At 66.3% G+C, this 23,469-nt stretch carries 12 protein-coding genes; 10 read left to right on the forward strand and 2 right to left on the reverse strand.

Annotated elements, in window-relative coordinates; all coding sequences use genetic code 11:
* Positions 1-12: 12 nt before the first annotated feature.
* The 8 genes from LFL96_RS26365 (at position 13) to treY (ending at position 19,766) form a co-directional block, all read left to right on the forward strand.
* Positions 13-675, forward strand: a complete 663-nt coding sequence (locus LFL96_RS26365; protein WP_281003638.1) for a DUF1345 domain-containing protein — start codon at positions 13-15, stop codon at positions 673-675.
* A 425-nt stretch (positions 676-1,100) separates the two neighbouring features.
* Positions 1,101-4,553 carry a maltotransferase domain-containing protein gene (locus LFL96_RS26370; RefSeq protein ID WP_281003639.1) on the forward strand — a complete coding sequence of 1,151 codons (3,453 nt, stop codon included), beginning with the start codon at positions 1,101-1,103 and terminating at the stop codon, positions 4,551-4,553.
* The gene (treS, locus tag LFL96_RS26375) at positions 4,550-8,011 is read left to right on the forward strand and encodes a maltose alpha-D-glucosyltransferase (RefSeq protein WP_281003640.1); all 3,462 of its coding nucleotides are present in this window, start codon (positions 4,550-4,552) and stop codon (positions 8,009-8,011) included. The genes LFL96_RS26370 and treS overlap by 4 nt, the downstream gene beginning before the upstream one ends.
* Complete coding sequence (gene glgB, locus LFL96_RS26380) at positions 8,004-10,214, forward strand: 1,4-alpha-glucan branching protein GlgB (protein WP_281003641.1); 2,211 nt, start codon at positions 8,004-8,006, stop codon at positions 10,212-10,214. The genes treS and glgB overlap by 8 nt, the downstream gene beginning before the upstream one ends.
* A gap of 138 nt (positions 10,215-10,352) precedes the next feature.
* On the forward strand, positions 10,353-12,572 hold the full coding sequence (gene glgX, locus LFL96_RS26385) for a glycogen debranching protein GlgX (protein ID WP_281003642.1): 2,220 nt from the start codon (positions 10,353-10,355) through the stop codon (positions 12,570-12,572).
* Positions 12,573-12,673: 101 nt separating this feature from the next.
* Positions 12,674-14,617, forward strand: coding sequence for a malto-oligosyltrehalose trehalohydrolase (gene treZ, locus LFL96_RS26390; RefSeq protein WP_281003643.1), 1,944 nt, complete (start codon positions 12,674-12,676; stop codon positions 14,615-14,617).
* Positions 14,614-16,887: a 4-alpha-glucanotransferase gene (gene malQ / locus LFL96_RS26395; RefSeq protein ID WP_281003644.1), complete on the forward strand. Its 2,274-nt coding sequence runs from the start codon at positions 14,614-14,616 to the stop codon at positions 16,885-16,887. The genes treZ and malQ overlap by 4 nt, the downstream gene beginning before the upstream one ends.
* Entirely contained in the window at positions 16,884-19,766 is a 2,883-nt protein-coding gene (gene treY, locus LFL96_RS26400) for a malto-oligosyltrehalose synthase (RefSeq protein WP_281003645.1), read from the forward strand. The genes malQ and treY overlap by 4 nt, the downstream gene beginning before the upstream one ends.
* An 86-nt stretch (positions 19,767-19,852) precedes the next feature.
* Here the strand turns inward: treY and LFL96_RS26405 are convergent, their stop codons facing one another.
* Complete coding sequence (locus LFL96_RS26405; RefSeq protein WP_281003646.1) at positions 19,853-20,302, reverse strand: nuclear transport factor 2 family protein; 450 nt, start codon at positions 20,300-20,302, stop codon at positions 19,853-19,855.
* A gap of 184 nt (positions 20,303-20,486) precedes the next feature.
* Between LFL96_RS26405 and LFL96_RS26410 the strand changes: the two genes are divergently transcribed.
* Positions 20,487-21,107, forward strand: a complete 621-nt coding sequence (locus LFL96_RS26410) for a TetR/AcrR family transcriptional regulator (protein ID WP_281003647.1) — start codon at positions 20,487-20,489, stop codon at positions 21,105-21,107.
* A 28-nt stretch (positions 21,108-21,135) separates the two neighbouring features.
* Positions 21,136-22,686 carry a membrane dipeptidase gene (locus LFL96_RS26415; RefSeq protein WP_281003648.1) on the forward strand — a complete coding sequence of 517 codons (1,551 nt, stop codon included), beginning with the start codon at positions 21,136-21,138 and terminating at the stop codon, positions 22,684-22,686.
* Positions 22,687-22,742: 56 nt separating this feature from the next.
* Here LFL96_RS26415 and LFL96_RS26420 read toward each other — a convergent pair whose 3' ends face one another.
* Positions 22,743-23,465 (reverse strand): sulfite exporter TauE/SafE family protein, encoded by a 723-nt coding sequence (locus LFL96_RS26420; protein ID WP_281003649.1) that lies wholly within the window; start codon positions 23,463-23,465, stop codon positions 22,743-22,745.
* Positions 23,466-23,469 lie beyond the last annotated feature (4 nt).

A 23,469-nucleotide genomic window follows, 5' to 3' on the forward strand; every position in this document is an offset into this window, starting at 1 on the left:
AAAACGCCACTCATGTCCGCACAACTTTTTCCGCAGGTTCTTCGTAACCGGCCGCGTATGCTGATCGGTCTCGCCGTCGGCATCGTGATCGCCCTGCTGCTGCCCGCTCATACGCGTCCGATGGTACGGGGTCTCGCCGGTTGGGACGCCGCCGTATGGACCTACCTGGTGCTGATCTGGCTGCACATGATCGTCGCCGACGAAGGCCGCGTGCGCGACTACGCGCGCCGCGACGACGAGAACGCCGGCGTGGTGCTCGCCGTGATCTGCGTGGCGACGGTCGCGAGCCTGGCCGCGATCGTGCTCGAACTGGCGTCGGCCAAGGGTTCGTCCGGCGCGTCGAGCGCATGGCACTACGCGCTGACCGGCCTGACGATGGTCGGCGCATGGTTCATGATCCCGACCATCTTCACGTCGCACTACGCGCGCCTGTATTACGACCCGGACGTCGCGGAAACGCCGCTGCTGTTTCCCGATCACAAGCTCGAACCGAACTATTGGGACTTCCTGTACTTCTCGTTCACGATCGCGGTGGCGTCACAGACCTCGGACGTGGTGCTGCGCTCGCGCACGATCCGCCGCGCCGCGCTCGCACAGTCGATCCTGTCGTTCTATTTCAACGTCGCCGTGCTCGGGTTGTGCGTGAACATCGCGGCGGGGCTGGTCGGGTCGTAACGGCTCCGGCGCCGCGTGTAAAACCCGCACGCGGCGCCCCGATTTACCCACATCCCACCCGCCGCTCCCACGGCGTCCGCGCGCCGTCTCGCTCCGTCCCCGCTTCGACCACCCCGCCGTTTCCTCCCACGGGCCATGCGCCGGCCCATTCCGGCACGCTGCCGGCCCCGCTCCACGGCCGTCACTGGCACAACGCTTGCTGCTTCCAACGAATAGTGCCGGCCGGCCGCCAGTTCATCGACAGATGGCGTCCATGCACCTTCGACTGGCCAGCGGCGTGACGATCTATGCACTACATTGACCAGTACGCGCCTTCGCTCGACGCAGGCGCGCGCTAGCGTTAGCCGGCTCTGGAAGCCCAATGAGCGCTGTGATCGCATGTCTATTGCATCCACACCGCAGCAGGACGAATCTGGAAACGACCGATGGAATCTCCAAACGGGTACGCGCCGCGGATTTACTTTTTTCATTCACTTCTGGTTGGGCCGCTTGCCGCATGGCCTGCGCAATTCGCGCATGCCGCCGCGCTAGGCTTCGATCACGCGCTGATCGGCGGGCTCTTCGAGCCGGGTCAGGCAGGCCACGGGCAGGTGGTCGGCAATCACGCGAAATTGCATCCAGTGTTCGAGGCGCAGGCGCCCGCCACCGACGCGCTACGCACACTGACCTCCACCGCCCGCCAGCATGACTTGACCCTGCTCGCCGATCTGGTGATCGACCGTATGGCCGCCGACGGTGCGCTGTACGCCGAGCATTCCGACTGGTTTCATCCGTTCGAATCGGAAGAGGCGCGGCTCGATCCGCGCCACGTGCATCGCGAGGACAACGTCGCGTACGCGAACTTCGACGACCCGACCAGCAGCGCCGCGCTCACCCGTTGGTGGACGCAACAACTGCTGGCGCTCGCCGACGCGGGCGTGGGCGGCTTCCGTTTCGACTCCCCGCACCGCGTGCCGGCCGCCGTCTGGCGCCAGCTCGGCGATGCGGTGCGGGCCAAACATCCGCACGTGCGCTTTCTCGCGGCAACGCCCGGCCTGTCGCGCGGCGATCTGCCCGGATTGGAAAGCGCCGGCTTCGACAGCGTGTTCTCGTCGGTACGCTGGTGGGACTTCCGCTCGAGCTGGATGGTCGAGGAACATGCGGCGCTCGCGCGCGTCGGCGCGCCGATCGCTTTCCCCGAAGCGCCGTACGGCACGCGCCTCGCCGCCGACCTGAGCGACGCGCACGACGCCGCCATCGTCGAACGCGCATACCGGCGCGCGCTATTCGCCTCCGCCTCCACCGGCACGGGATGGATGATGCCGATGGGCTTCGAATACGGCATCGCCGAGCCGATCTCGCAGACGCGCGGCGACGCCGCGCAATTCGCGCTCGCGGCTCAGGCCAAGCGCTTCGATCTGTCCGGACCGATCACGCACGTGAACGAAGTCGCGCGTCATAACGCGGCGCTGCACGCAAACGGCGAATTGCGCCCGCTGAGCGGGCCCGGCGCCCCGGTCGCCGTGCTGTTGCGCGCGGACCAGCCCGACCTGCGCGACGCGCACGAAGCCATCCTGATCGCGATCAATCCCGACCTCGGCGCGCCGGTGCGCGTCGATCCCGCGCGCTTTCTGGCCGGCGTGCCCGGCAACTTCACGCGCTTCGTGCCGCTCGACGCGCCGGGCCACAGCAAGCCCGCCACGCTGACGCCGTTCACGCTCGCGCCCGGCGCGGTGCGCCTCTACCGCGCGGTGACGGAAAAACCGATCTGCCTCGCGCCGCCCGTCGACAAGGCGAACAGCAAGCGCAGCGGCCGCAAGACCGTGGTCGAAGCGATGAGCGCGCCGCGCGTGGCGATCGAAAGCGTGACGCCCTCGGTCGATCACGGCCGCTTCGCGGCCAAGCGCAGCGTCGGCGAACGCGCCGAAGTCACCGCCGCGATCTTCGCCGAAGGGCACGACAAGATCGCCGCCGCCGTGCTCTGGCGCGCCGCCGACGAAACCGCGTGGCACGAAGTGCCGATGTCGCCCTCGCAGCCCGCCGGCCTCGACATCTGGAAGGCGCACATTCCGCTCGAACGCGTAGGCCGTCACGAGTTCACCGTGATCGCATGGCGCGACGACTTCGCTTCACTGGTCGAGCACATCCAGAAGAAGCTGAAAGCCGGCCAGACGGTCGAACTCGAACTCGACGAAGCCTCGCATCTGTTCGCGCTGGTGCTCGCCGAAGTGGAGACCGTGGAAGGCGCGGTGACCGAACCGCTCGAACACATCGTCAAGGTGTTCACGAAGGCCGACGCCGCGACGCGCCTCGCGCTGCTGCTCGCGCCGACCACCGCGAAGGCGATGAACGCCGCGCGCCACCGGCCGTTCCTGAGTCGCGATCCGGTCGTCTACAAGATCGACGCGGACCGTACCGCCGCCAGCTTCGCGAGCTGGTACGAGATCTTCCCGCGCTCGATGAGCGACGACGAATCGCGCCACGGCACGTTCGCCGACGTGACGACGAAACTGCCGCGCATCCGCGACATGGGTTTCGACGTGCTGTACTTCCCGCCGATCCATCCGATCGGCGTCGCGAACCGTAAGGGCCGCAACAATACGCTGACCGCGCAACCGGGCGACGTCGGCAGTCCGTACGCGATCGGCGGCGCAGAAGGCGGCCACACCGCCGTGCATCCGCAGCTCGGCACGCTCGACGACTTCAAGGCAATGCTCGCCGCCGCGCACGCGCACGGCCTCGAAATCGCGCTCGACTTCGCGGTGCAGTGCTCGCCGGATCACCCGTGGCTGAAGGAGCATCCGACGTGGTTCGCGTGGCGTCCCGACGGCACGCTGCGCTACGCGGAAAATCCGCCGAAGAAGTATCAGGACATCGTCAACCCCGACTTTTACGCGCACGACGCCAAGCCCGACCTGTGGCTCGCGCTGCGCGACGTGTTCCTGTTCTGGATCGACGCGGGCGTGCGGATTTTCCGTATCGACAATCCGCACACCAAGCCGCTGCCGTTCTGGGAATGGGTGATCGCTGATGTGCGCGCGCGCTTCCCGGACACGATCTTCCTCGCCGAGGCATTCACGCGGCCGCGCATGATGAACCGTCTCGGCAAGATCGGCTTCTCCGAGTCGTACACGTATTTCACGTGGCGCGAGTCGAAGCGCGACTTCATCGAGTACATGAACGAACTCACGCGGACCGACGCGCGCGACTTCTACCGGCCGAACTTCTTCGTCAACACGCCGGACATCAATCCGCGCCATCTGCAATCGCAGGGCCGCACGGGCTTTCTGATTCGCGCGGCGCTCGCGTCGACACTCGCCGGCCTGTGGGGCGTGTATAGCGGCTTCGAACTGTGCGAGGCCGCCGCGCTGCCCAACAGCGAGGAATATCTCGACTCCGAGAAGTATCAGTTGCGCGCGTGGGACTGGAACCGGCCGGGCAACATCGTCGGCGAAATCACCGCGCTGAACCGCATCCGCCGCGCGAATCCGGCGCTGCAAACGCATCTCGGTCTCACGTTCCTCACCGCGCACAACGACAACGTTCTGCTCTTCGAGAAAGCGACCGGATCGCGCGACAACGTGATCGTCGTCGCGATCAATCTCGATCCGTTCAACGAACAGGGCGCCGACATCGAGTTGTCGTGGGAGACCTTCCAGCACTGGCATCTGCATGACCACGGCGCGCTCGAAGTGACCGATCAGATGACGGGCGCGCGTTTCGACTGGCACGGACGCTGGCAACACATCCAGCTCGGCTCCGGCCAACCGTTTTCGATCTGGCGCATCGCGCCGCTCGGCGGCCTGCCCGCCGAACGTCCCGACGACGCCGACAGCGACTCCGACAGCGCCCATCACGCAGACGCTGGCCAACCCACTCCAACGGAAGGTGCGATATGAAGCGTGACGACCCAGCCCAAACCGCGTCGCCGGCTCAAGGCAGCGCCACCGGCAACGCCGCCAAGGCGCGTTCGAACCGGCGAGCCAAACCCTCGCCCCTGCCCGACGATCCGCTCTGGTACAAGGACGCGATCATCTATCAGGTGCACATCAAGTCGTTCTTCGACGCGAATAACGACGGCGTCGGCGATTTTCCCGGCCTGATCGCGAAACTCGACTACATCGCGGAACTCGGCGTCAACGCGATCTGGCTGCTGCCGTTCTATCCGTCGCCGCGACGCGACGACGGCTACGACATCGCCGATTACCGCAACGTGCATCCGGACTACGGCCAGCTCTCGGACGTCAAACGCTTCATTCAGGAAGCGCACGCGCGCGGCATCCGCGTGATTACCGAGCTGGTGATCAACCACACGTCGGATCAGCACCCGTGGTTTCAGCGCGCGCGCCGCGCGAAGCCAGGTTCGAATCATCGCAACTACTACGTGTGGTCCGATACCGACAAGAAGTACGAGGAAACGCGGATCATCTTCATCGACTCGGAGCCGTCGAACTGGACGCACGACCCGGTGGCGGGCGCGTATTTCTGGCACCGTTTCTATTCGCACCAGCCGGATCTGAACTTCGACAACCCGGCCGTGCTGAAAGAGGTGTTGCAGGTGATGCGCTTCTGGCTCGACATGGGCATCGACGGGCTGCGGCTCGACGCGGTGCCGTATCTGGTCGAACGCGAAGGCACGAACAACGAGAACCTGCCGGAAACGCACGCGATCCTGAAGAAGATTCGCGCGACCATCGACGCCGAGTATCCGAACCGGATGCTGCTCGCCGAAGCGAACCAGTGGCCGGAAGACGTGAAGGAATATTTCGGCGACGAAGACGAATGCCACATGGCGTTCCACTTCCCGCTGATGCCGCGCATCTACATGTCGATCGCGAGCGAGGACCGCTTTCCGATCACCGACATCATGCGGCAAACGCCCGATCTCGCCGAGACAAATCAGTGGGCGATCTTCCTGCGCAATCACGACGAGCTGACGCTCGAAATGGTCACGGACTCCGAGCGCGACTATTTGTGGAACACCTACGCGAGCGACCGCCGCGCGCGCCTGAACCTCGGCATTCGCCGCCGTCTCGCGCCGCTGATGGAGCGCGACCGACGCCGCATCGAGCTGATCAATTCGCTGCTGCTGTCCATGCCCGGCACGCCCGTGATCTATTACGGCGACGAACTCGGCATGGGCGACAACATCCACCTGGGCGACCGCGACGGCGTGCGCACGCCGATGCAATGGTCGTCGGACCGCAACGGCGGTTTCTCGCGCGCCGATCCCGAGCAACTGGTGCTGCCGCCGGTGATGGGTTCGCTGTATGGCTTCGACGCCGTCAACGTGGAAGCGCAAAGCCGCGACCCGCATTCGCTGCTGAACTGGACGCGCCGCATGCTCGCCACGCGGCGCGCGAAACAGACTTTCGGACGCGGCACGATCCGTTTCCTGAAGCCGGAGAACCGCAAGATCCTCGCGTATCTGCGCGAAACGCCGGGCGAGCCGCCCATTCTGTGCGTGGCGAATCTGTCGCGTGCGCCGCAGGCGGTTGAACTCGACCTGTCCGAATTCAACGGCTCGGTACCCATCGAAATGACCGCGGATTCGGTATTCCCCGCGATCGGGCAACTGACGTATCTGCTGACCTTCCCGCCGTACGGTTTCCTGTGGTTCATGCTGTGCCCGGGCGGCCAGCGGCCGACGTGGGCGCAGGCGCATTCGGAACCGCTGCCGGAATTCGTCACCATCGTGATTCGCGAGGGACAGGCGGGTCCGACGCCGGAGAACGTCCGGCTGCTCGAATCCGAGGTGCTGCCGTCGTGGCTGAGCCGGCGCCGCTGGTTCGCGTCGAAGGACGAGAAGATGCACGCGGTGCGGCTCGCCGCATTGACGACGATTCCGAACGGCGGCTTCGCGTTCACCGAGATCGAAGCGGACGTCGGCGATCACACCGAACGCTACGTGGTGCCGATCGCGATCACGTGGGGCGGCGAGACGACCACGCCGCTCTTCATGCAACTGGCGCTCGCGCGCGTACGGCGCGGCCGCAACGTCGGGCATCTGACGGATGCGTTCGCGCTGCCGATCTTCGCGCACGGCGTGATGCGCAAGCTGCGCGAACGCGCGGTCGTGCCTACCGTGCAGAAGAGCGAGATCAAGTTCCTGCCGACCGAGCGCTTCGACGAACTCAAGGATCTCGGCGAACGGCCGGATATTCGCTGGCTCGCCGCCGAGCAGAGCAACAGCTCGCTGATCATCGCCGACGCGGCCGTGCTGAAGCTGGTGCGCCGGCTCGTCAGCGGAATTCATCCGGAAGCGGAAATCAGCCGCTATCTGACCCACCTCGGCTACGCGAACACCGCGCCGCTGTATGGCGAAGTGGTGCGCGTCGATCCGGAAGGCGTGCCGCATACGCTGTGCATTCTGCAGGGCTATATCGAGAACCAGGGCGATGCGTGGAACTGGTCGCTCGACTATCTGCGCCGCTCGGTCGACGAACTCGCGATCGCCGTGGATACCGACGCGCAATCGACGCCGGACCGCGCGAACGAAGCGATCGTGCTGGAAGGCTACGGCAGTCTGGCGGGCATCATCGGCAGACGGCTGGGCGAATTGCACGTCGCGCTCGCGTCGCCCACCGACGATCCCGCCTTCGCGCCGGAACCCACCGACGCGAAGCAGGTGAAGGCCTGGGTCGACGGCACGCAGGCGATGCTGGCCAGCGCACTGGATCTGCTTGCGCCGCGCATCGAACAGATGAGCGATCCGGAAACCCGGGCGCTCGCGCAAAGCCTGATCGACCGTCGCGCGGCACTGGTCGCCGCCGTCGACGCGCTGATTCCCGCCGACGTGGACGCGCTGCGAATCCGTATTCACGGCGACTTCCATCTGGGCCAGGTGCTGGTCGCCCAGGGCGACGCGTATCTGATCGACTTCGAAGGCGAGCCGGCCCGCTCGCTCGACGAGCGCCGGCAGAAGTCGAGCCCGCTGCGCGACGTGGCCGGCTTGATGCGCTCGCTGTCGTATGCGAGCGCGGCGGCGCAGTCCACCATGGAAAGCGCGCCGCAGCAGACCGCCGACCGCAAGCGCACGCTGTTCGAACGCTTTCGCGCGGACGCGACCGAGACCTTCCTGCGGGAATACCGCGCGGCCGCCGCCGAAGCGGCGACGCCGCTGGTCGCGCCCGAGGCGGAGCAGGCCCTGCTCGATCTGTTCCTGATCGAGAAGGCCGCCTACGAGATCCGCTACGAAGCCGCCAACCGTCCGACATGGCTCGGCTTGCCGGTGCGCGGACTTGCCGCGCTCGCCAGCCGTCTGCTGGGCGATACTGGCGCTGCGTCGCACGATCCCACAACCCAGGCGCCTGACGCCGCCACACCGCCTAACCCGGCCGAGGGCGACTATGAGTGAGCATGATCCGGCCGCAGGCCTGCAACCGCTGGAAATCGACGCGCTCGTCGAAGCGCGTCACCCCGATCCCTTCTCGCAGCTCGGGCTGCATCAGACGGACGCCGGTCCGGTGGTGCGCGCGCTGCTGCCGAACGCCGCGCACGTCAGCGTGATCGCGCGCGCCGACGGCGCGACGCTCGGCGAGCTCGATCAGTTGCGCCCGGGCCTGTTCGCCGGCCGCGTCACGTCGGCGGCGCCGTATCGCTTGCGGATCGACTGGCATGGCGTGGTGCAGGAAGTCGAAGACACGTATTCGTTCGGCCCCGTGCTGGGCGATGAGCCGCTTGGCCGCCTCGCGGGCGGCGATCCATACGCAGTGCTCGAATGTCTCGGCTCACGGCCGATGGAAGTGGACGGCGTGCCCGGCGTGCGCTTCGCCGTGTGGGCGCCGAACGCGCGGCGCGTGTCGGTGGTGGGCGACTTCAACGCGTGGGACGGCCGCCGTCATCCGATGCGGCTGCGTCATCAGGCCGGCGTGTGGGAGCTGTTCGTGCCGCGCGTCGGTCCCGGCACGCGCTACAAGTACGAACTGCTGTCGCGCGACGGTCATCCGTTGCCGCTGAAGGCCGACCCCTGCGCGATGCAGACGGAGAAGCCGCCCGGCACGGCGTCGGTGGTCGCGCACGTCGACGAGATCGAGCAGTTTCCGTGGACCGACGGCGAGTGGATTCAATCGCGCGCCGCGAAGCAAACCGCGCGTGCGCCGATCTCGATCTACGAAGTGCATGCCGAGTCCTGGCTGCGCGTCGCGGAAGAAGGTCAACGCGGACTCGATTGGGAAGAGCTCGCCGAACGGCTGATCCCGTACGTGAAGAGCATGGGCTTCACGCATGTGGAATTCATGCCGATCGCCGAGCATCCGTTCGGCGGTTCCTGGGGCTATCAGCCGCTCGGGCAGTTCGCGCCGTCCGCGCGCTTCGGCAAGCCCGAGCAGTTCGCGTTGTTCGTCGACAAGGCGCACGCGGCCGGTCTCGGCGTGATTCTCGACTGGGTGCCCGCGCATTTCCCGAACGACGCGCATGGGCTGATCGACTTCGACGGCACGCCGCTCTACGAGCACGCCGATCCGCGCGAAGGCTATCACCAGGACTGGAACACGATGATCTACAACCTCGGCCGCAACGAGGTGAGCGCGTTCCTGGTGGCGTCGGGGCTCGCGTGGCTGAAGCGCTATCACGTCGACGGCCTGCGGGTGGATGCGGTGGCGTCGATGCTGTACCGCGACTACTCGCGCGCCGCCGATCAGTGGGTGCCGAACATTTACGGTGGACGCGAAAATCTGGAGTCGATCGCGTTCCTCAAGCGGCTCAATCATGAAGTCGGCTATGTGCCCGGCGTGCCCGGCGCGATCACGATCGCCGAGGAATCGACCGCATGGCCGGGCGTGACCGCGAAGGTCGAGGACGGCGGCCTCGGCTTCCAGTTCAAGTGGAACATGGGCTGGATGCACGACACGCTGCATTACGTGGAAGAAGACCCGGTGTATCGCCAATACCATCACCACAACATGACGTTCGGAATGGTGTACGCGTATTCGGAGCGCTTCGTCCTGCCGCTTTCGCACGACGAAGTGGTGCACGGCAAGGGCTCGCTGCTCGGCAAGATGCCGGGCGACCGCTGGCAGAAGTTCGCCAATCTGCGCGCGTATTTCGGTTTCATGTGGACGCATCCGGGCAAGAAGCTGCTGTTCATGGGCGGCGAATTCGGCCAGATGGCCGAGTTCGATCACGACACGTCGCCGCATTGGCATCTGCTCGACGACGCCAACCATCACGGTGTGCAGATGCTGGTGCGCGACCTGAACCGGCTCTATCACGACGAACCCGCGCTGCACGTGCTCGACAGCGAACCGGGCGGCTTCGAATGGCTGATCGGCGACGACAGCGGCAACAGCGTGTTCGCCTATCGCCGCACCGACGGCGCCGGCAAGGAGGTGGTGGTGGTCTGCAACATGACACCGGTGCCGCGTGTCGGCTACCGGCTCGGCATGCCGCGCGAGGGGCGCTGGGTCGAAGTGCTGAACACGGACGCCGGCGTGTACGGCGGCTCGAACATGGGCAACGGCGGTCTGATTCACACCGACCCGACGTCGAGCCATGGCTGGCCGCATTCGGCGTCGCTGACGCTGCCGCCGCTCGCGACGATCGTGTTGCGCGCGGACTGAACGATCGGCGACTGAAAGGCTGGCGCTCCGTTCGCTGGAGCGCACCGCCCCGATGCGAGCGCGCGGCCACCACACCGCGCGCTCGTCGCATGAAGACCCTCGATAGCGGTCACACGACAGAACGAAGGAAGGGGAACCATGTCGCACGCAATGCCCGACCGGCTTCTGCCCGGCTCGCCCTATCCGCTCGGCGCGAAATGGGATGGCCTCGGCGTCAACTTTGCGGTGTTCTCGGCGAACGCGCAAAAAATCGAACTGTGTCTGTTCGATCCCACCGGCCGCAAGGAAATCCGCCGCTACACCTTGCCCGAATGTACCGACGAGGTCTGGCACGGCTATCTGCCGAACGCGCATCCGGGCACCGCGTACGGGTTCCGCGCGCACGGACCGTATCAACCGCAACACGGGCATCGCTTCAATCCGCACAAGCTGCTGCTCGATCCATACGCGCGCAAGCTGGTCGGCCAGTTCCGCTGGTCCGACGCGCTGTTCAGCTACCGCGTGCATTCGAATCGCGCGGACCTTTCCATCGACCGGCGCGATTCCGCGCCCGCCATGCCGAAGTGCGTGGTGATCGACGAAGCCTTCGACTGGTCGCACGATAAACGCCCAAACGTGCCGTGGGGCGAAACCGTGGTGTTCGAAACGCACGTGCGCGGCGCGTCGATGCTGCGTGCCGATTTGCGCCAGCACGAACGCGGCACGTTTGCCGCGCTGGCGTCGCCGGAGTTCATCGAACATCTGCAGAAACTCGGCGTCACCGCGATCGAACTGCTGCCGGTGCATGCGTTTCTCAACGATCGTTTTCTGGTGGAGCGCGGACTGCGCAACTACTGGGGCTACAACACCGCGGCGTTCTTCGCGCCGGAGCCTTCGTATCTCAGCACGCATCGTCTCGACGAAATGCGCATTGCCGTGCGCCAGTTGCACGCGGCCGGCATCGAGGTGATTCTCGACGTGGTCTACAACCACACCTGCGAAGGCAACGAGATGGGGCCGACCGTGTCATGGCGCGGCCTCGACAATGCCAGCTACTACCGGCTGATTCCCGGCGACGAGCGCCACCATATCAACGACACCGGTTGCGGCAATACGCTGAACATCGCACATCCGCGCGTGCTGCAGATGGTGATGGATTCGCTGCGTTACTGGTGCACGGCGTTCAACATCGACGGCTTCCGGTTCGATCTCGGCGTGACGCTCGGGCGCGAGCAGCACGGTTTCGATCCCGGCTCCGGTTTCTTCGACGCATTGCGCCAGGACCCGATCCTGTCGCAACGCAAGCTGATTTCCGAGCCGTGGGACATCGGGCCGGGCGGCTATCAACTCGGCAATCATCCGCCCGGCTTCGCCGAGTGGAACGATCGTTTCCGCGATACGGTGCGCCGTTTCTGGCGCGGCGACGCGGGTCTACGGCCCGATCTCGCCGCGCGTCTGACCGGCTCGGCCGATCTGTTCAACCGGCGCTTCCGCAAGCCGTGGGCGTCGGTCAACTTCGTCACCTCGCACGACGGTTTTACGTTGGCCGACGTGACCGCGTACGAACAGAAACACAACGAGGCCAATCGCGAGAACAACAACGACGGCCACAACGAGAATTGCAGCCGCAATTGGGGCGTCGAAGGCCCGAGCGACGACGCCGCCCTTCTCGCCACCCGTCAACGCGTGGGCCGCTCGCTGGTCGCCACCCTGCTGATGGCGCTCGGCACGCCGATGCTGCTGGCCGGCGACGAATCGCTGCGCACCCAGAACGGCAACAACAACGCGTACTGCCAGGATAACGAAACGTCGTGGCTCGACTGGGATCGCGCGCAATTGCCCGAAGGCCGCCAGATGACGGAGTTCGTCGCGCGCGTGATCGCGTTGCGCAAACAGCATCCGTTGCTGCGCGAAACGCGCTTTCTGTTCGGCGACCGGGAAGTGTTGCCGGGTCTGTTCGACGTCGGCTGGTTCGACGAACACGGCGATCCGCTCACCATCGAAGCCTGGCAAGACCCGGAGGGCCGCGCGTTCACGCTGCGGCGCGCCGGTCCCGGCTCGAACGGCGAAACCGAAGTATTGTTGATGATGCTCAACGCGAATGCGGACACGCTGCGTTTTACTCCGCCCGCACCGCACCTGGAATGGCACGTGCTGCTAGACACTGCCGACCCGGAAGGCGCGCCCTACCGGTTGGTGTCCTCCGAGCTCGACGTGGCCGCGCACGGCCTCGTGATGCTAGCGGCGCAACCGGTCGGCGAAGCGGACTGGCAGGCCGGCTGGAAAGCGGGCGCGCAGCATGGCCCCCGATTGTTGACGGCGTTGCCGCCCGATCCGGGCGCGCGTCCGCCGGGTCGCGATACGTCGCCGACCACGTAGACGACGTGACCGGCGGCGGCGCGCGCGAGTCATGGCGGGTCACGCGTCACGCGTTACGAGTTGCGAACGCCTCGGCAGCTTAATTCGAATGGTGAAGAGTCATGTCCGAAAGTCCGATTGATCCGCACGCGCATCATCACGCGCACTGTCTGCCGTTCGGCGCGCAACTGCTGGGCGCCGCGGGCGCCAAACCGCGCACGCGGTTCCGCTTCTGGGCGCCGTCGTGCCGGCACGTGCACGTCGACATCGAAAACGGCCCCGCGCAAGGCGCGCATGCAATGACGTCCACCGGCAACGGCTGGTTCGAAGCGGCGGTGGAGACCGGCGCGGGCACGCTGTACCGCTTCCGGCTCGACGAAGAACATCTCGTGCCCGATCCCGCATCGCGCTTTCAGCCGCAAGACGTACATGGCCCGAGCGAGGTGATCGATCCGCGCGCGTATCGCTGGGAGCACGCACACTGGCATGGCAGGCCGTGGGAAGAGACGGTGCTGTACGAATTGCACGTCGGCGCGATGGGCGGCTATGCGGGCGTGCAGCAGCGCTTGCCCGCGCTCGCGGCGCTCGGCGTCACCGCGATCGAGTTGATGCCGTTGAACGATTTTCCCGGCAAGCACAATTGGGGCTACGACGGCGTGCTGCCGTACGCGCCCGATTCGGCGTACGGCCGCCCCGAGGACCTGAAGGCGCTGGTCGATGCCGCGCACGGTCTCGGCCTGATGGTGTTTCTCGACGTGGTCTACAACCATTTCGGTCCGGACGGCAACTATCTGCACCAGTACGCGCGCTCGTTTTTCCGCGAAGGGACGCATACGCCCTGGGGGCCGGCCATCGATTTCGAGCGCAGCGAGGTCAGCGATTTCTTCACGGACAACGCGGCTTACTGGATCAACGAATACCGGTTCGACGGATTGCGTTTCGATGCCGTCCACGCGATCGACAACCACGCGTGGCTGCGCGAATTGTCCGACCATATCCGCGCGAAGGTGCAGCATGGCCGGCATGTTCATCTCGTGCTGGAAAACGAGCACAACAGCGCGAATCTGCTGGAAGCGCATTTCGACGCGCAATGGAACGACGACGCGCACAACACGCTGCACGTGCTGCTGACCGGCGAAACGGAAGGCTATTACCACGCGTATGAAGACCAGCCGATCCGCCGTCTCGCGCGCGTGCTGTCGGAAGGTTTCGCGTATCAGGGCGATCCGTCGCCCATTCACGACGGCAAACCGCGTGGCGAAGCGAGCGGACATTTGCCGCCGACGTCGTTCGTGATGTTTCTGCAGAATCACGATCAGATCGGCAATCGCGCATTCGGCGAGCGTCTGCGCAAGCTGACTTCCGACGACGCACTGCGCGCCGCCACCGGTCTGCTGCTGTTGTCGCCGCAAATTCCGCTGCTGTTCATGGACGAGGAATACGGCTCGACGCAGCCGTTCCTGTTTTTCACCGACTACACCGGCGATCTCGCCGACGCGGTGCGCGAAGGACGCCGCCGCGAATTCGCGCGCTTCTCCGCGTTCAGCGACGAAAAGCGCCGCGCGCAGATTCCCGATCCGAACGACGTGCAGACGTTCGCGGCTTCGTCGCCGCCGACACTGTCCGTGCAGGCGGCCTCTCACGCATCGCCGTCGGCACAGGAAAACGACGAAGCGCGTGACCGGCTCGACTGGTTGCACTTCTATCAATCCGCGCTGGCGGTGCGCGCGAAGCTGATCACGCCGCGCCTGAAGCACGGCAAGGCCTGCGGCGCGACCGTGCTGAGCGGCGCCGATGGCCACGACGCGAATGCGTTGATCGCGCGCTGGAAGCTCGCCGACGGCGAGACGCTGTCGATCGCGTTGAATCTCTCGAAAGCGAGCGTCGCGTTCGCCGACGTGCCTGCCGGCAAGGTGATCTTTGAAACGCCGCCACGCGTGCGCGAACAGGTCGGCGCCGGCACGTTGCCGTCGAACGCGTTCGTCGCGTGGGTGACGGGCGACGTCCACGAGTATGCGACGCGACACGATGCCCGCATCGCCAGCCAACAGGAGCGCCACGCGTGAGCACTCGACGCAACGATACGATCGTCACCCTCGCCACGCGCGCCGGTTTCGAAGTGGAGTGGCAGGACGCGCACCGGACGACGCAGCACGTGCCGGAGAAAACCTTAGCCGTGCTGCTCGACCGCATGGGTTTGCCGTGCGGCAACGCCACGCAGATCCGCCAGAGCGCCGCCGCGCTCGAATCCGAATTGTCGGGCCGCAAATTGCCACCGCTGATGACCGCCGAAGTGGGACGCGGCATCGCCTTGCCTGCCGCCGCGATCCGCTCGGGCAGCCACTACCGGATCGAACTGGAAAGCGGCTCGATCATCGACGGCCGTTTTACCGCGCCCAAGGGCGAGCAGGCCTTGCTCGCCCCGATCGACGAAGCGGGTTATCACACGCTCGTCATCAACGAGCAACGGATGACGCTCGCGGTCGCGCCGGCGCGTTGCTACACGGTTGCCGATGCGTGGCGAACGCTGCATGCGAACGATGACGGCGATCAGGCCGCGGTGAAAGGAAAAAACCAAGGCAACGACAGCGCCCCGCCGCTCTGGGGCATCGCCGCGCAACTGTACGGCCTGCGCCGCACCGGCGACGGCGGTATCGGCGACTACTCGGCCCTCGTGCAACTCGCCGTGGAAAGCGCGCGGCGCGGGGCCCACGCGCTCGCCGTCAGCCCGACGCACGCGATGTTCAGCGCGGAGCCGAATCGCTTCAGCCCGTATTCGCCGTCGTCGCGTTTGTGGCTGAACGTCACGCACATCGACCCCGCCGCCGTGTTTGGCGCGGACGCGGCCCGTGCGGCGCTGCAGGCCGTGCAAGCCGAAGACGCGTGGTCGAAGCTGGAAGACCTGCCGTTGATCGACTGGCCGCAAGCGGTCACGCTGAAACTGAAAGTGCTGCGCGCGCTCTACGAAAACTTCTGCACCGAAGACCGCGCGCACGACACGCCGCGCGCGCTGGAATTTCACGGCTTCTGCGAACGCGCGGGCCGTTCGCTCGAAGATCACGCGCGCTTCGAAGCGCTGCAAGCCGCGCAACTCGCGCAGGACAACGGCAATGGCGGCGGCAACGGCCACTGGCGCAACTGGCCGGATGCGTTGCGCGATCCGCGCAGCCCGGAAGTCGATGCGTATGCCGACGCGAATCGCCACGAAGTGGACTTCCATCTGTTTCTGCAATGGCTCGCCGCCAAGGGTCTCTCGCATGCGCAACATGCGGCGCGCGAGGCGGGCATGGCCGTCGGACTGATCGCCGATCTCGCGGTGGGCTGCGATAGCGCCGGCAGTCATGCGTGGTCGTATCGCGACGACATGCTGCAGGGCGTGTCGGTCGGCGCGCCGCCGGACCTGTTCAACCAGGCCGGCCAGGCGTGGGGGCTTACCACCTTCTCGCCGCGCGCGATGCGCACGCAGGGCTTCTCCGCGTTCATCGACATGTTGCGCGCGGCGTTCGCGCACGCCGGCGGCATCCGGATCGATCACATTCTCGGTTTGCGGCGCCTGTGGCTCGTGCCCGAGGGCGAGAGTGCGCGCAACGGCGCGTATCTGCGCTATCCGCTCGAAGATCTGCTGCGGCTGATCGCGCTCGAATCGTGGCGGCATCGCGCGATCGTGATCGGCGAAGACCTCGGCACCGTGCCGCCGGGTTTCCGCGAGCGGCTCGACGAGCACGGCATTGCCGGCATTCGCGTGCTGTGGTTCGAAGGCGCGCACGGCGGCAAGGGTTTCAAGCCGCCGCACGAATGGGACCGCAACGCGGTCGGCACCACCACCACGCACGACCTGCCGACCATCGCCGGCTGGTGGCGCGGCAGCGACATCACCTGGCGCAACAGGATCGGCCAGACGATGGCGCGCGCCGACGGCCGCGACGCGGAGGCCGTCGCGCAGGAAGAACGCGCGCACGACCGCGCCGAATTGTGGCGCGCGTTTCAGCAGGCGGGCGTGGCCGCGCCGGACGTCGACGCGCCGCCCGCCGACGACGCGCCGGTGGATGAAGCGCTCGCCTTCGTCGCCGCGACGCCGGGACCGCTCGTCACCTTTCCGCTCGAAGACCTGCTCGCGCTGGACGAGCAACCCAATCTGCCGGGTTCGATCGACGAGCATCCGAACTGGCGCCGCCGCATGCATCTGCCGATCGACGCGCTGTTCGACGACGACGCGTTCCGCGACCGTCTGCTCGCCGTCGATCGCGAACGCCGCCGCGCCGGCTCGACAGCGCCCGCCGCCACTTCGTCTCCCGCCACATCTTCCAACCCTTCCGCGGAGCCAGATACGCCATGACCGTCCCGCGCTCCACACTTCGTCTCCAGTTCCACAAGGACTACACGTTCGACGATGCCGCGAAGCACGTCGACTATTTCGCCGCGCTCGGCATCAGTCACCTGTACGCCTCGCCGGTCACCACCGCCGAGCCGGGCTCGATGCACGGCTACGACACCGTCGACTACACCCAGGTCAGCGCCGAATGCGGCGGCGAGGCGGCCCTCAAGCGTCTCGTCGACGCACTGCGCGCGCGCAACATGGGCCTGATCGTCGACATGGTGCCGAACCACATGGGCGTGGGCGGATCGAGCAACGCGTGGTGGCTCGACATCCTCGAATGGGGTCGTCATAGCGCGCATGCCCGCCATTTCGACGTGGACTGGCACTCGCCCGATCCGGCGCTGCGCGGCAAGGTGCTGGTGCCGACGCTCGGCGCGCCCTATGGCGAAGAGCTCGCGGCCGGTCGCATCGCGCTGCATTTCGATGCGGATAGCGGGCGCTTTTATATCGGCTACGGGCCGCACGTGTTTCCGGTGTGCCCGATCGACTATCCGTCGATCCTGCAAAGCGCCGATCGCGCCGACCTCACCGCGCTCGCCGAACGCTTCGGCGGACTCACCACGCAACCCACCGATCATCCGCGCGCCGCCGAAGCGCGCGAGATGCTGCGCGAGTTCGTCGCGCAGCAGGGCGGCGCGGCCATCGAGTCGGTGCTGGAGAGTTACGCACCGGGCGATCCGGTTACGCGCGACCGTTTGCATCGACTGATCGAGCGGCAGCATTTCCGGCTGGCGTGGTGGCGCACTGCGTCCGACGAAGTCAACTGGCGGCGCTTCTTCGATATCTCGACGCTCGCCGGCGTACGCGTCGAGCGGCCCGAGGTGTTCGACGCCGTGCATGCGCTGATTTTCCGGTTGTATCAGGAAGGCGTGGTGGACGGTCTGCGGATCGATCACGTCGACGGTCTCGCCGAACCGCGCGAATATTGTCAACGCTTGCGCCAGCGCCTCACCGAGTTGCGCGATACCGCGCCGTACGTGGTCGTCGAAAAAATTCTCGCGCGCGACGAACCGTTGCGCGACGACTGGCCGGTGGACGGTACGACCGGCTACGACTTCATGAACGATGTCGGCGCGCTGCTGCACGATCCCGCCGGCGCGGAACCGCTCGCGCAGACGTGGAACGAACTCACCGGCCGCAGCCCGCGTTTCGCGGACGAAGCGCTGATCGCGCGCCGCAAGATTCTCGCCGAGAACCTGTCGGCGGAACTCGACCGCGCGGCGCGTGCACTGCATCGCATCGCCCGCGACTCGCTCAGCACGCGCGATTTCACGTTCACGTCGCTGCGGCGCGTGCTGGTCGAACTGGTCGTGCATTTTCCGGTGTATCGCATCTATCCGCAGAACGGTCTGCGCAGCGCGGACGACAATGTGTACTTCGATCAGGCGCTGGAAGGCGCACGGCGAACGCTGTCGCGCGCGGACCTCGTCGTGCTGGATCGCGTGAACGCATGGCTCGGCGGCAGCGCCGAGGATGCGCCAAGCGCTCGGCCGAACGCCCAGCAGCCGGCGCAGAACGCCACGCAGCCCGGCCATGCGGGCTCGTCGCGGCGCACCGCGCAAACGCTGTTCTCGCAATTGACCGCGCCGGTGGCCGCGAAGGCGGTGGAAGACACCGCGTGCTATCGCTACGGACGGTTGCTCTCGCGCAACGAAGTGGGCGCGGACCCGGGCGAATTCGCGTTGTCGGTCGAACAATTCCACGCGGGCAATCAGACACGCGCGCAACGCTTTCCTCACGCACTCCTCGCCACCGCCACACACGATCACAAGCGTGGCGAAGACGTGCGTGCACGCCTCGCCGTGCTCAGCGAGATCGCGCCGGACTGGAGCGCGACGCTGCGCGCGTGGTCGACCTTGAACGCGCCGCATCGTCGCGCGCTCGACGGCACGCCGGTCAGCAGCGTCGGTCAGGATGCGCGCTACGACTGGGCGCCCGGTCCCGCCGCCGAGGCGATGTTGTATCAAACGCTGGTAGGCTGCTGGCCGCCGGATCTGCAAGCGGACGACGAAGCCGGCGTGAAGGCGCTGGCCGAACGCGTCGCGCAATGGCAGTTGAAGGCGCTACGCGAAGCGAAGCTGCAAACCAACTGGCTCGCGCCCGACGAAGCATATGAAGCCGGCTGCCGCGATTTCCTGTTCGACATTCTCGCGCCGCAGCGGCGCGACGGATTTCTGAAGGAACTGTCGGCGTTCGTCGCGCGGATCGGCCGCGCCGGTGCGTTGAACAGTTTGCAGCAGACGGTGTTGCGTCTTGCGTCGCCGGGCATTCCCGATCTGTATCAGGGCACCGAGTTGTGGGACTTCAGTCTGGTCGATCCGGACAATCGCCGGCCGGTCGATTTCGACAAGCGTCAGGCGTGGCTCGTGCAGACACCGCCGTCGGATTTTCTGCCGACGTGGCGCGATGGTCGCGTCAAGCTCGCGGTCGTGCAGCGCGTGCTGGCGTTACGCGCGCATTTGCCGGAGTTGCTGAGCCAGGGCGAGTATCTGCCGCTGGTCGTGCAGGGCGAGCATGCGGCGCACGCGATCGCATTCGCGCGACGGCACGGAAATGCGTGGGCCGTGGTGATTGCGAGCCGCCTCGCGGCGGGCTTGCTCGGCGACGGAAACAGCACGGGCGATGCGGACGCCGCGCACGATTTGCCGCTGATCGATCCGCGGCGTTGGGGGGACACTGCCGTGCGCGTGCCATCCGATCTGTCAGCTCGCGCGCTGTTTGATTGGCTCAGTCCCGCTGCGCCGAAGGTGGATGACAACGGCCTGCTGTTTCTTCGCGACGCGTTGAGCGTCATGCCGATCGCCGTGCTCGTCGAGGATGGCGTGCCGCGTAGCTGACGCGCGCGCTTGGCGCATGGTCTCGTGACAGTCCGGGCGATCCCGGACTGTCACGGCCCACCAGGCCATGACTCATTACCGCCTCGTCACCCTGCCCTGCCGTTTTGCTGGGCACGTTGCACCGCGTCGGCCACCTGCTCGGCGACGCGGCGCGTGTCCCAGTACACCTGCCCCTGGTACATCCGGTCGCCCCTCAGATTGAACCGGTCGACACCTCGCCAGCTCAGCGCCTGACCCGCCACCGTCGCCGACGCCTGCCACTCGATCATCACCGCATCGCCGGTGGGCGCCCATTGCAGCACGTCCACCTTCAGATCCGGAAGCTGCGTCAACACCTGACGAAAATGCTCGACCACGCCTTCGCGATCGGCGGGTTCGGTCATTGGCGGAATCAGATTCCGCGTGTCGGAGTGCATCAGACTTCTCAGGTTATCCGCGACCGGGTTCTGCCATTCTTCCGCGAAACGCTGCACGGCGATGCGGGCATTCGCTAACTGTTCCGCCGTCGGCGAAACGTATTTTTCTGCGTGAATCATGCTGGTCTGCTCCTCGATGGATTGCTTGCCTGGGGGGTGAGTCTTCCGTCGTTCGTGCGTCCCTACACGCTGCGGGCGAAGTCGAAGGCACATACATCAAGACTTTCACATACAACGTGTATGTATACTACAATTCGAACGTGAAAAATCAAGCGATAAAAACACGCTCATGACGACCCCGGAAATGCCGCCCAAATCCCGCCGCGAGGAATACGCGGACGCCACCCGCCAGGCGCTGATCGGCGCCGCCGGCGAACTGTTCGTCGCGCAGGGCTATCAGCAGGTCGGGATCGAAGCCATCGCGCGCAGCGCGCGCGTGACGCGCGGCGCCTTCTATCACCACTTCGCCGACAAGGCCGAACTCTTCGACGCGCTGATCGCGGCCATGCAGGAAGACGCCGCGGCAAGGGTGAAGGCCGCGGCAGAAAGCGCACCAAAAGCAAAACGCATCGGCGCGGGAATCCGCGCGTTTCTCGACGTGTGCTGCGAGCCCGCCTACCGGCAGCTCGTCATCGATACCGCGCCGGCCGTGCTCGGCACCGCGCGCTGTCGCGAGATCGAGGAGGCGCACGTTTACGGTTTGCTGATCGGCGCGCTGACGGGACCGGCCGGCAGCAGCGAGAAAGCCCGGACGAATGCGTATCTCGCCGCGCGGATGATCGGCAGCATGGTGTGCGAAGCCGCGCGTTTGCTCGACGGATCGGACGACCCTGGCGCGTTAAAGGCAGAGGCGCTGAAAGTCGTCGACAGCATGGTCGGCACGCTGGCGCCCGACAAAGGCGGCAAATCCGCCGCGCGCAAGTAAATCGCCACCTCTTCCGACAGGAATGACGATGACCCTCGACTGGCCGACGATTCGCAATGGCAATGCCGACGCACTGCACGATACGACGATCGACGTAACGGGCTGGATGATTCCACTGGACCCGCACGCCGCCGCGGTCGATTACTTCCTGCTCAGCGCGGACGAACCCTGTTGCGGCGGTTGCGTGCCGCGCAATCCGGCGGCATCGATCGAGGTTTATGCGGCCGCGCCGTTCGCGCCGCAAGCGGATGCGCTGACGGTGCGAGGCCGTCTGGTGCGGCTGGTCGACGATCCGGCGGGGTGGCGTTATCGCTTGATCGAGGCGCGGGTGCTGGGGCAAACGGCGGCGGAAGCGGAAGCGGACAACGCGGCGCATCGGGCAACGGAAGCGCCGCCGCGCGCGTTCAGCCGGCGCGCGTTTCTTGCGTCCGGCGCGGCCTTGGGATTGGCGGCGTGCGCGCCGGGCCGGTTTGGCAGCTATACCGAAGCGGAAGCAGAAACAGAAACGCATGGGTCGCCCGGGTCGGGAACGCGAGCGACGGATCAACACGCGGCGTCCGCCGCATCCACTGACGACGCCCCCGCGCCCACATGGCAGCCGCCTGCCGGCACCTTCACCATCGACATGCACAGCCACGCCGGCCGCGTGACCGTCTCGCGCGATCCGGCGATCGGCGCGCGCCGTCCGTTTCTGCCGCTTGCCGCGCCGATGCGCACGGGCGGCATGCACGTCGTCTGTCTCGCGATCGTCACGGACACGACCTGCACGCGTGTGTCGGATAACCGCAAACGCTTCGAAGCGTGGCGCGATCCGCAACCCGGCGAGTTGTACGCGCTCGGTCAAACCGAATTCGACCGCGTGCATCACCTGATCGAGCGCGAGCGCTTGCAGGTGGTGACGAACGCCGCCGCTCTGAACGCCAACGCTTCGCAGGGTCCGTGCGCGATCGTCGCCGCCGAGGGCGGGGATTTTCTCGAAGGCCAGGTGGATCGCGTCGATGAAGCGTACACGCAGCATCAGTTGCGGCATCTGCAACTCACGCACTATCGCGTGAACGAACTCGGCGATATTCAAACCGAACCGCCGGTGCACGGCGGACTGACCGATGCCGGCGCCGACGTGATACGGCGTTGCAACGCGCTCGGCATCGTCGTGGATGTCGCGCACGGCACCTACGATCTGGTGAAGCGCGCCGCCGATACATCTATCAAGCCGCTCGTGCTGTCGCATTCGGCGCTGGCCACGCATCCTTCGTCGCGCAGCCGGCTCATCACGCCCGATCACGCGCGCGTGATTGCGGGCACGGGCGGCGTGATCGGCGTGTGGCCGAGTTCAGGCTCGTTCAAGGATCTGCACGGCATGGCCATGGGCATCAAGCGGATGGCGGACGTGGTCGGCGTCGAACATGTCGGGCTGGGCAGCGACATGCTCGGTTTCATTTCGCCGCCGGTGTTCCGCAGCTACGAGCAGTTGCCGGATCTGGCGAGCGCGTTGCTGCTCGCCGGATTCACGCCGGACGAAGTGGGTGCGATTCTGGGTGGAAATTACCGGCGGGTGTTCGCGGCTTCGGTGGGATGACGCGCCGGGTGCGGCTTGCGTTCAGTGTGCGATGTTCTGCGTTCCGCGTGCTGCGTTCAACGCCCGGCCGCCCACAGCAACGACAAACCCGACGACAGCATCAAGCCATCGACGATCAGCTTGAACGTCGCGGGACTCATCCGCACGACGATGGAGCGCGCGGCGAACGAGCCGATCATCAACGCGGAGCCGGTGATCAAGCCGTCGATCACCACGTGCCACGGCAACGCGCCGAAGTGGTTGAACACCGCGACCTTCGCTGCATAGACGGTCAACGAGCCGGCTGCTTCGGTCGCGAGAAATGCGCCTTTGACGAGTCCGTACGACATGAACACGGGCACCGTGATCGGCCCCGTCGACACGACGATGCCGGTGAGAAACCCCACCACGCCGCCGATCAGCGCAAGATGCCAGAGAGAGAATTTGACGGCCCGGCGCGCGAGCCAGCGGCGCGTCGGCACCATCGCGACGAAGAACAACCCCAGCGCGATTTCCACCGCGTGCGGCGGCAACGCCAGCAGCGTGCGCACGCCGAGCGCCGCGCCCGGCACCGCTGTCGCGCAATACGCGCCGCACGCGCGCCAGTCGATCTCACGCCACCAGGCGATAACCTTGCCGAAGTTGCCCATGATCGCGGCGATCGCCATGATGGGTACGGCCTGTTGCGGGCCGAACAGCATGACGAGCACGGGCATCAGCAGCATCGACGAACCGGTGCCGATCACGCCGCTCAGCGTGCCCGCCAGCAAGCCCACGCACAACACCAGCACGTATCCCATGTCG

It is taken from the genome of Paraburkholderia sp. D15 (genome assembly GCF_029910215.1).
GTDB lineage: Bacteria > Pseudomonadota > Gammaproteobacteria > Burkholderiales > Burkholderiaceae > Paraburkholderia.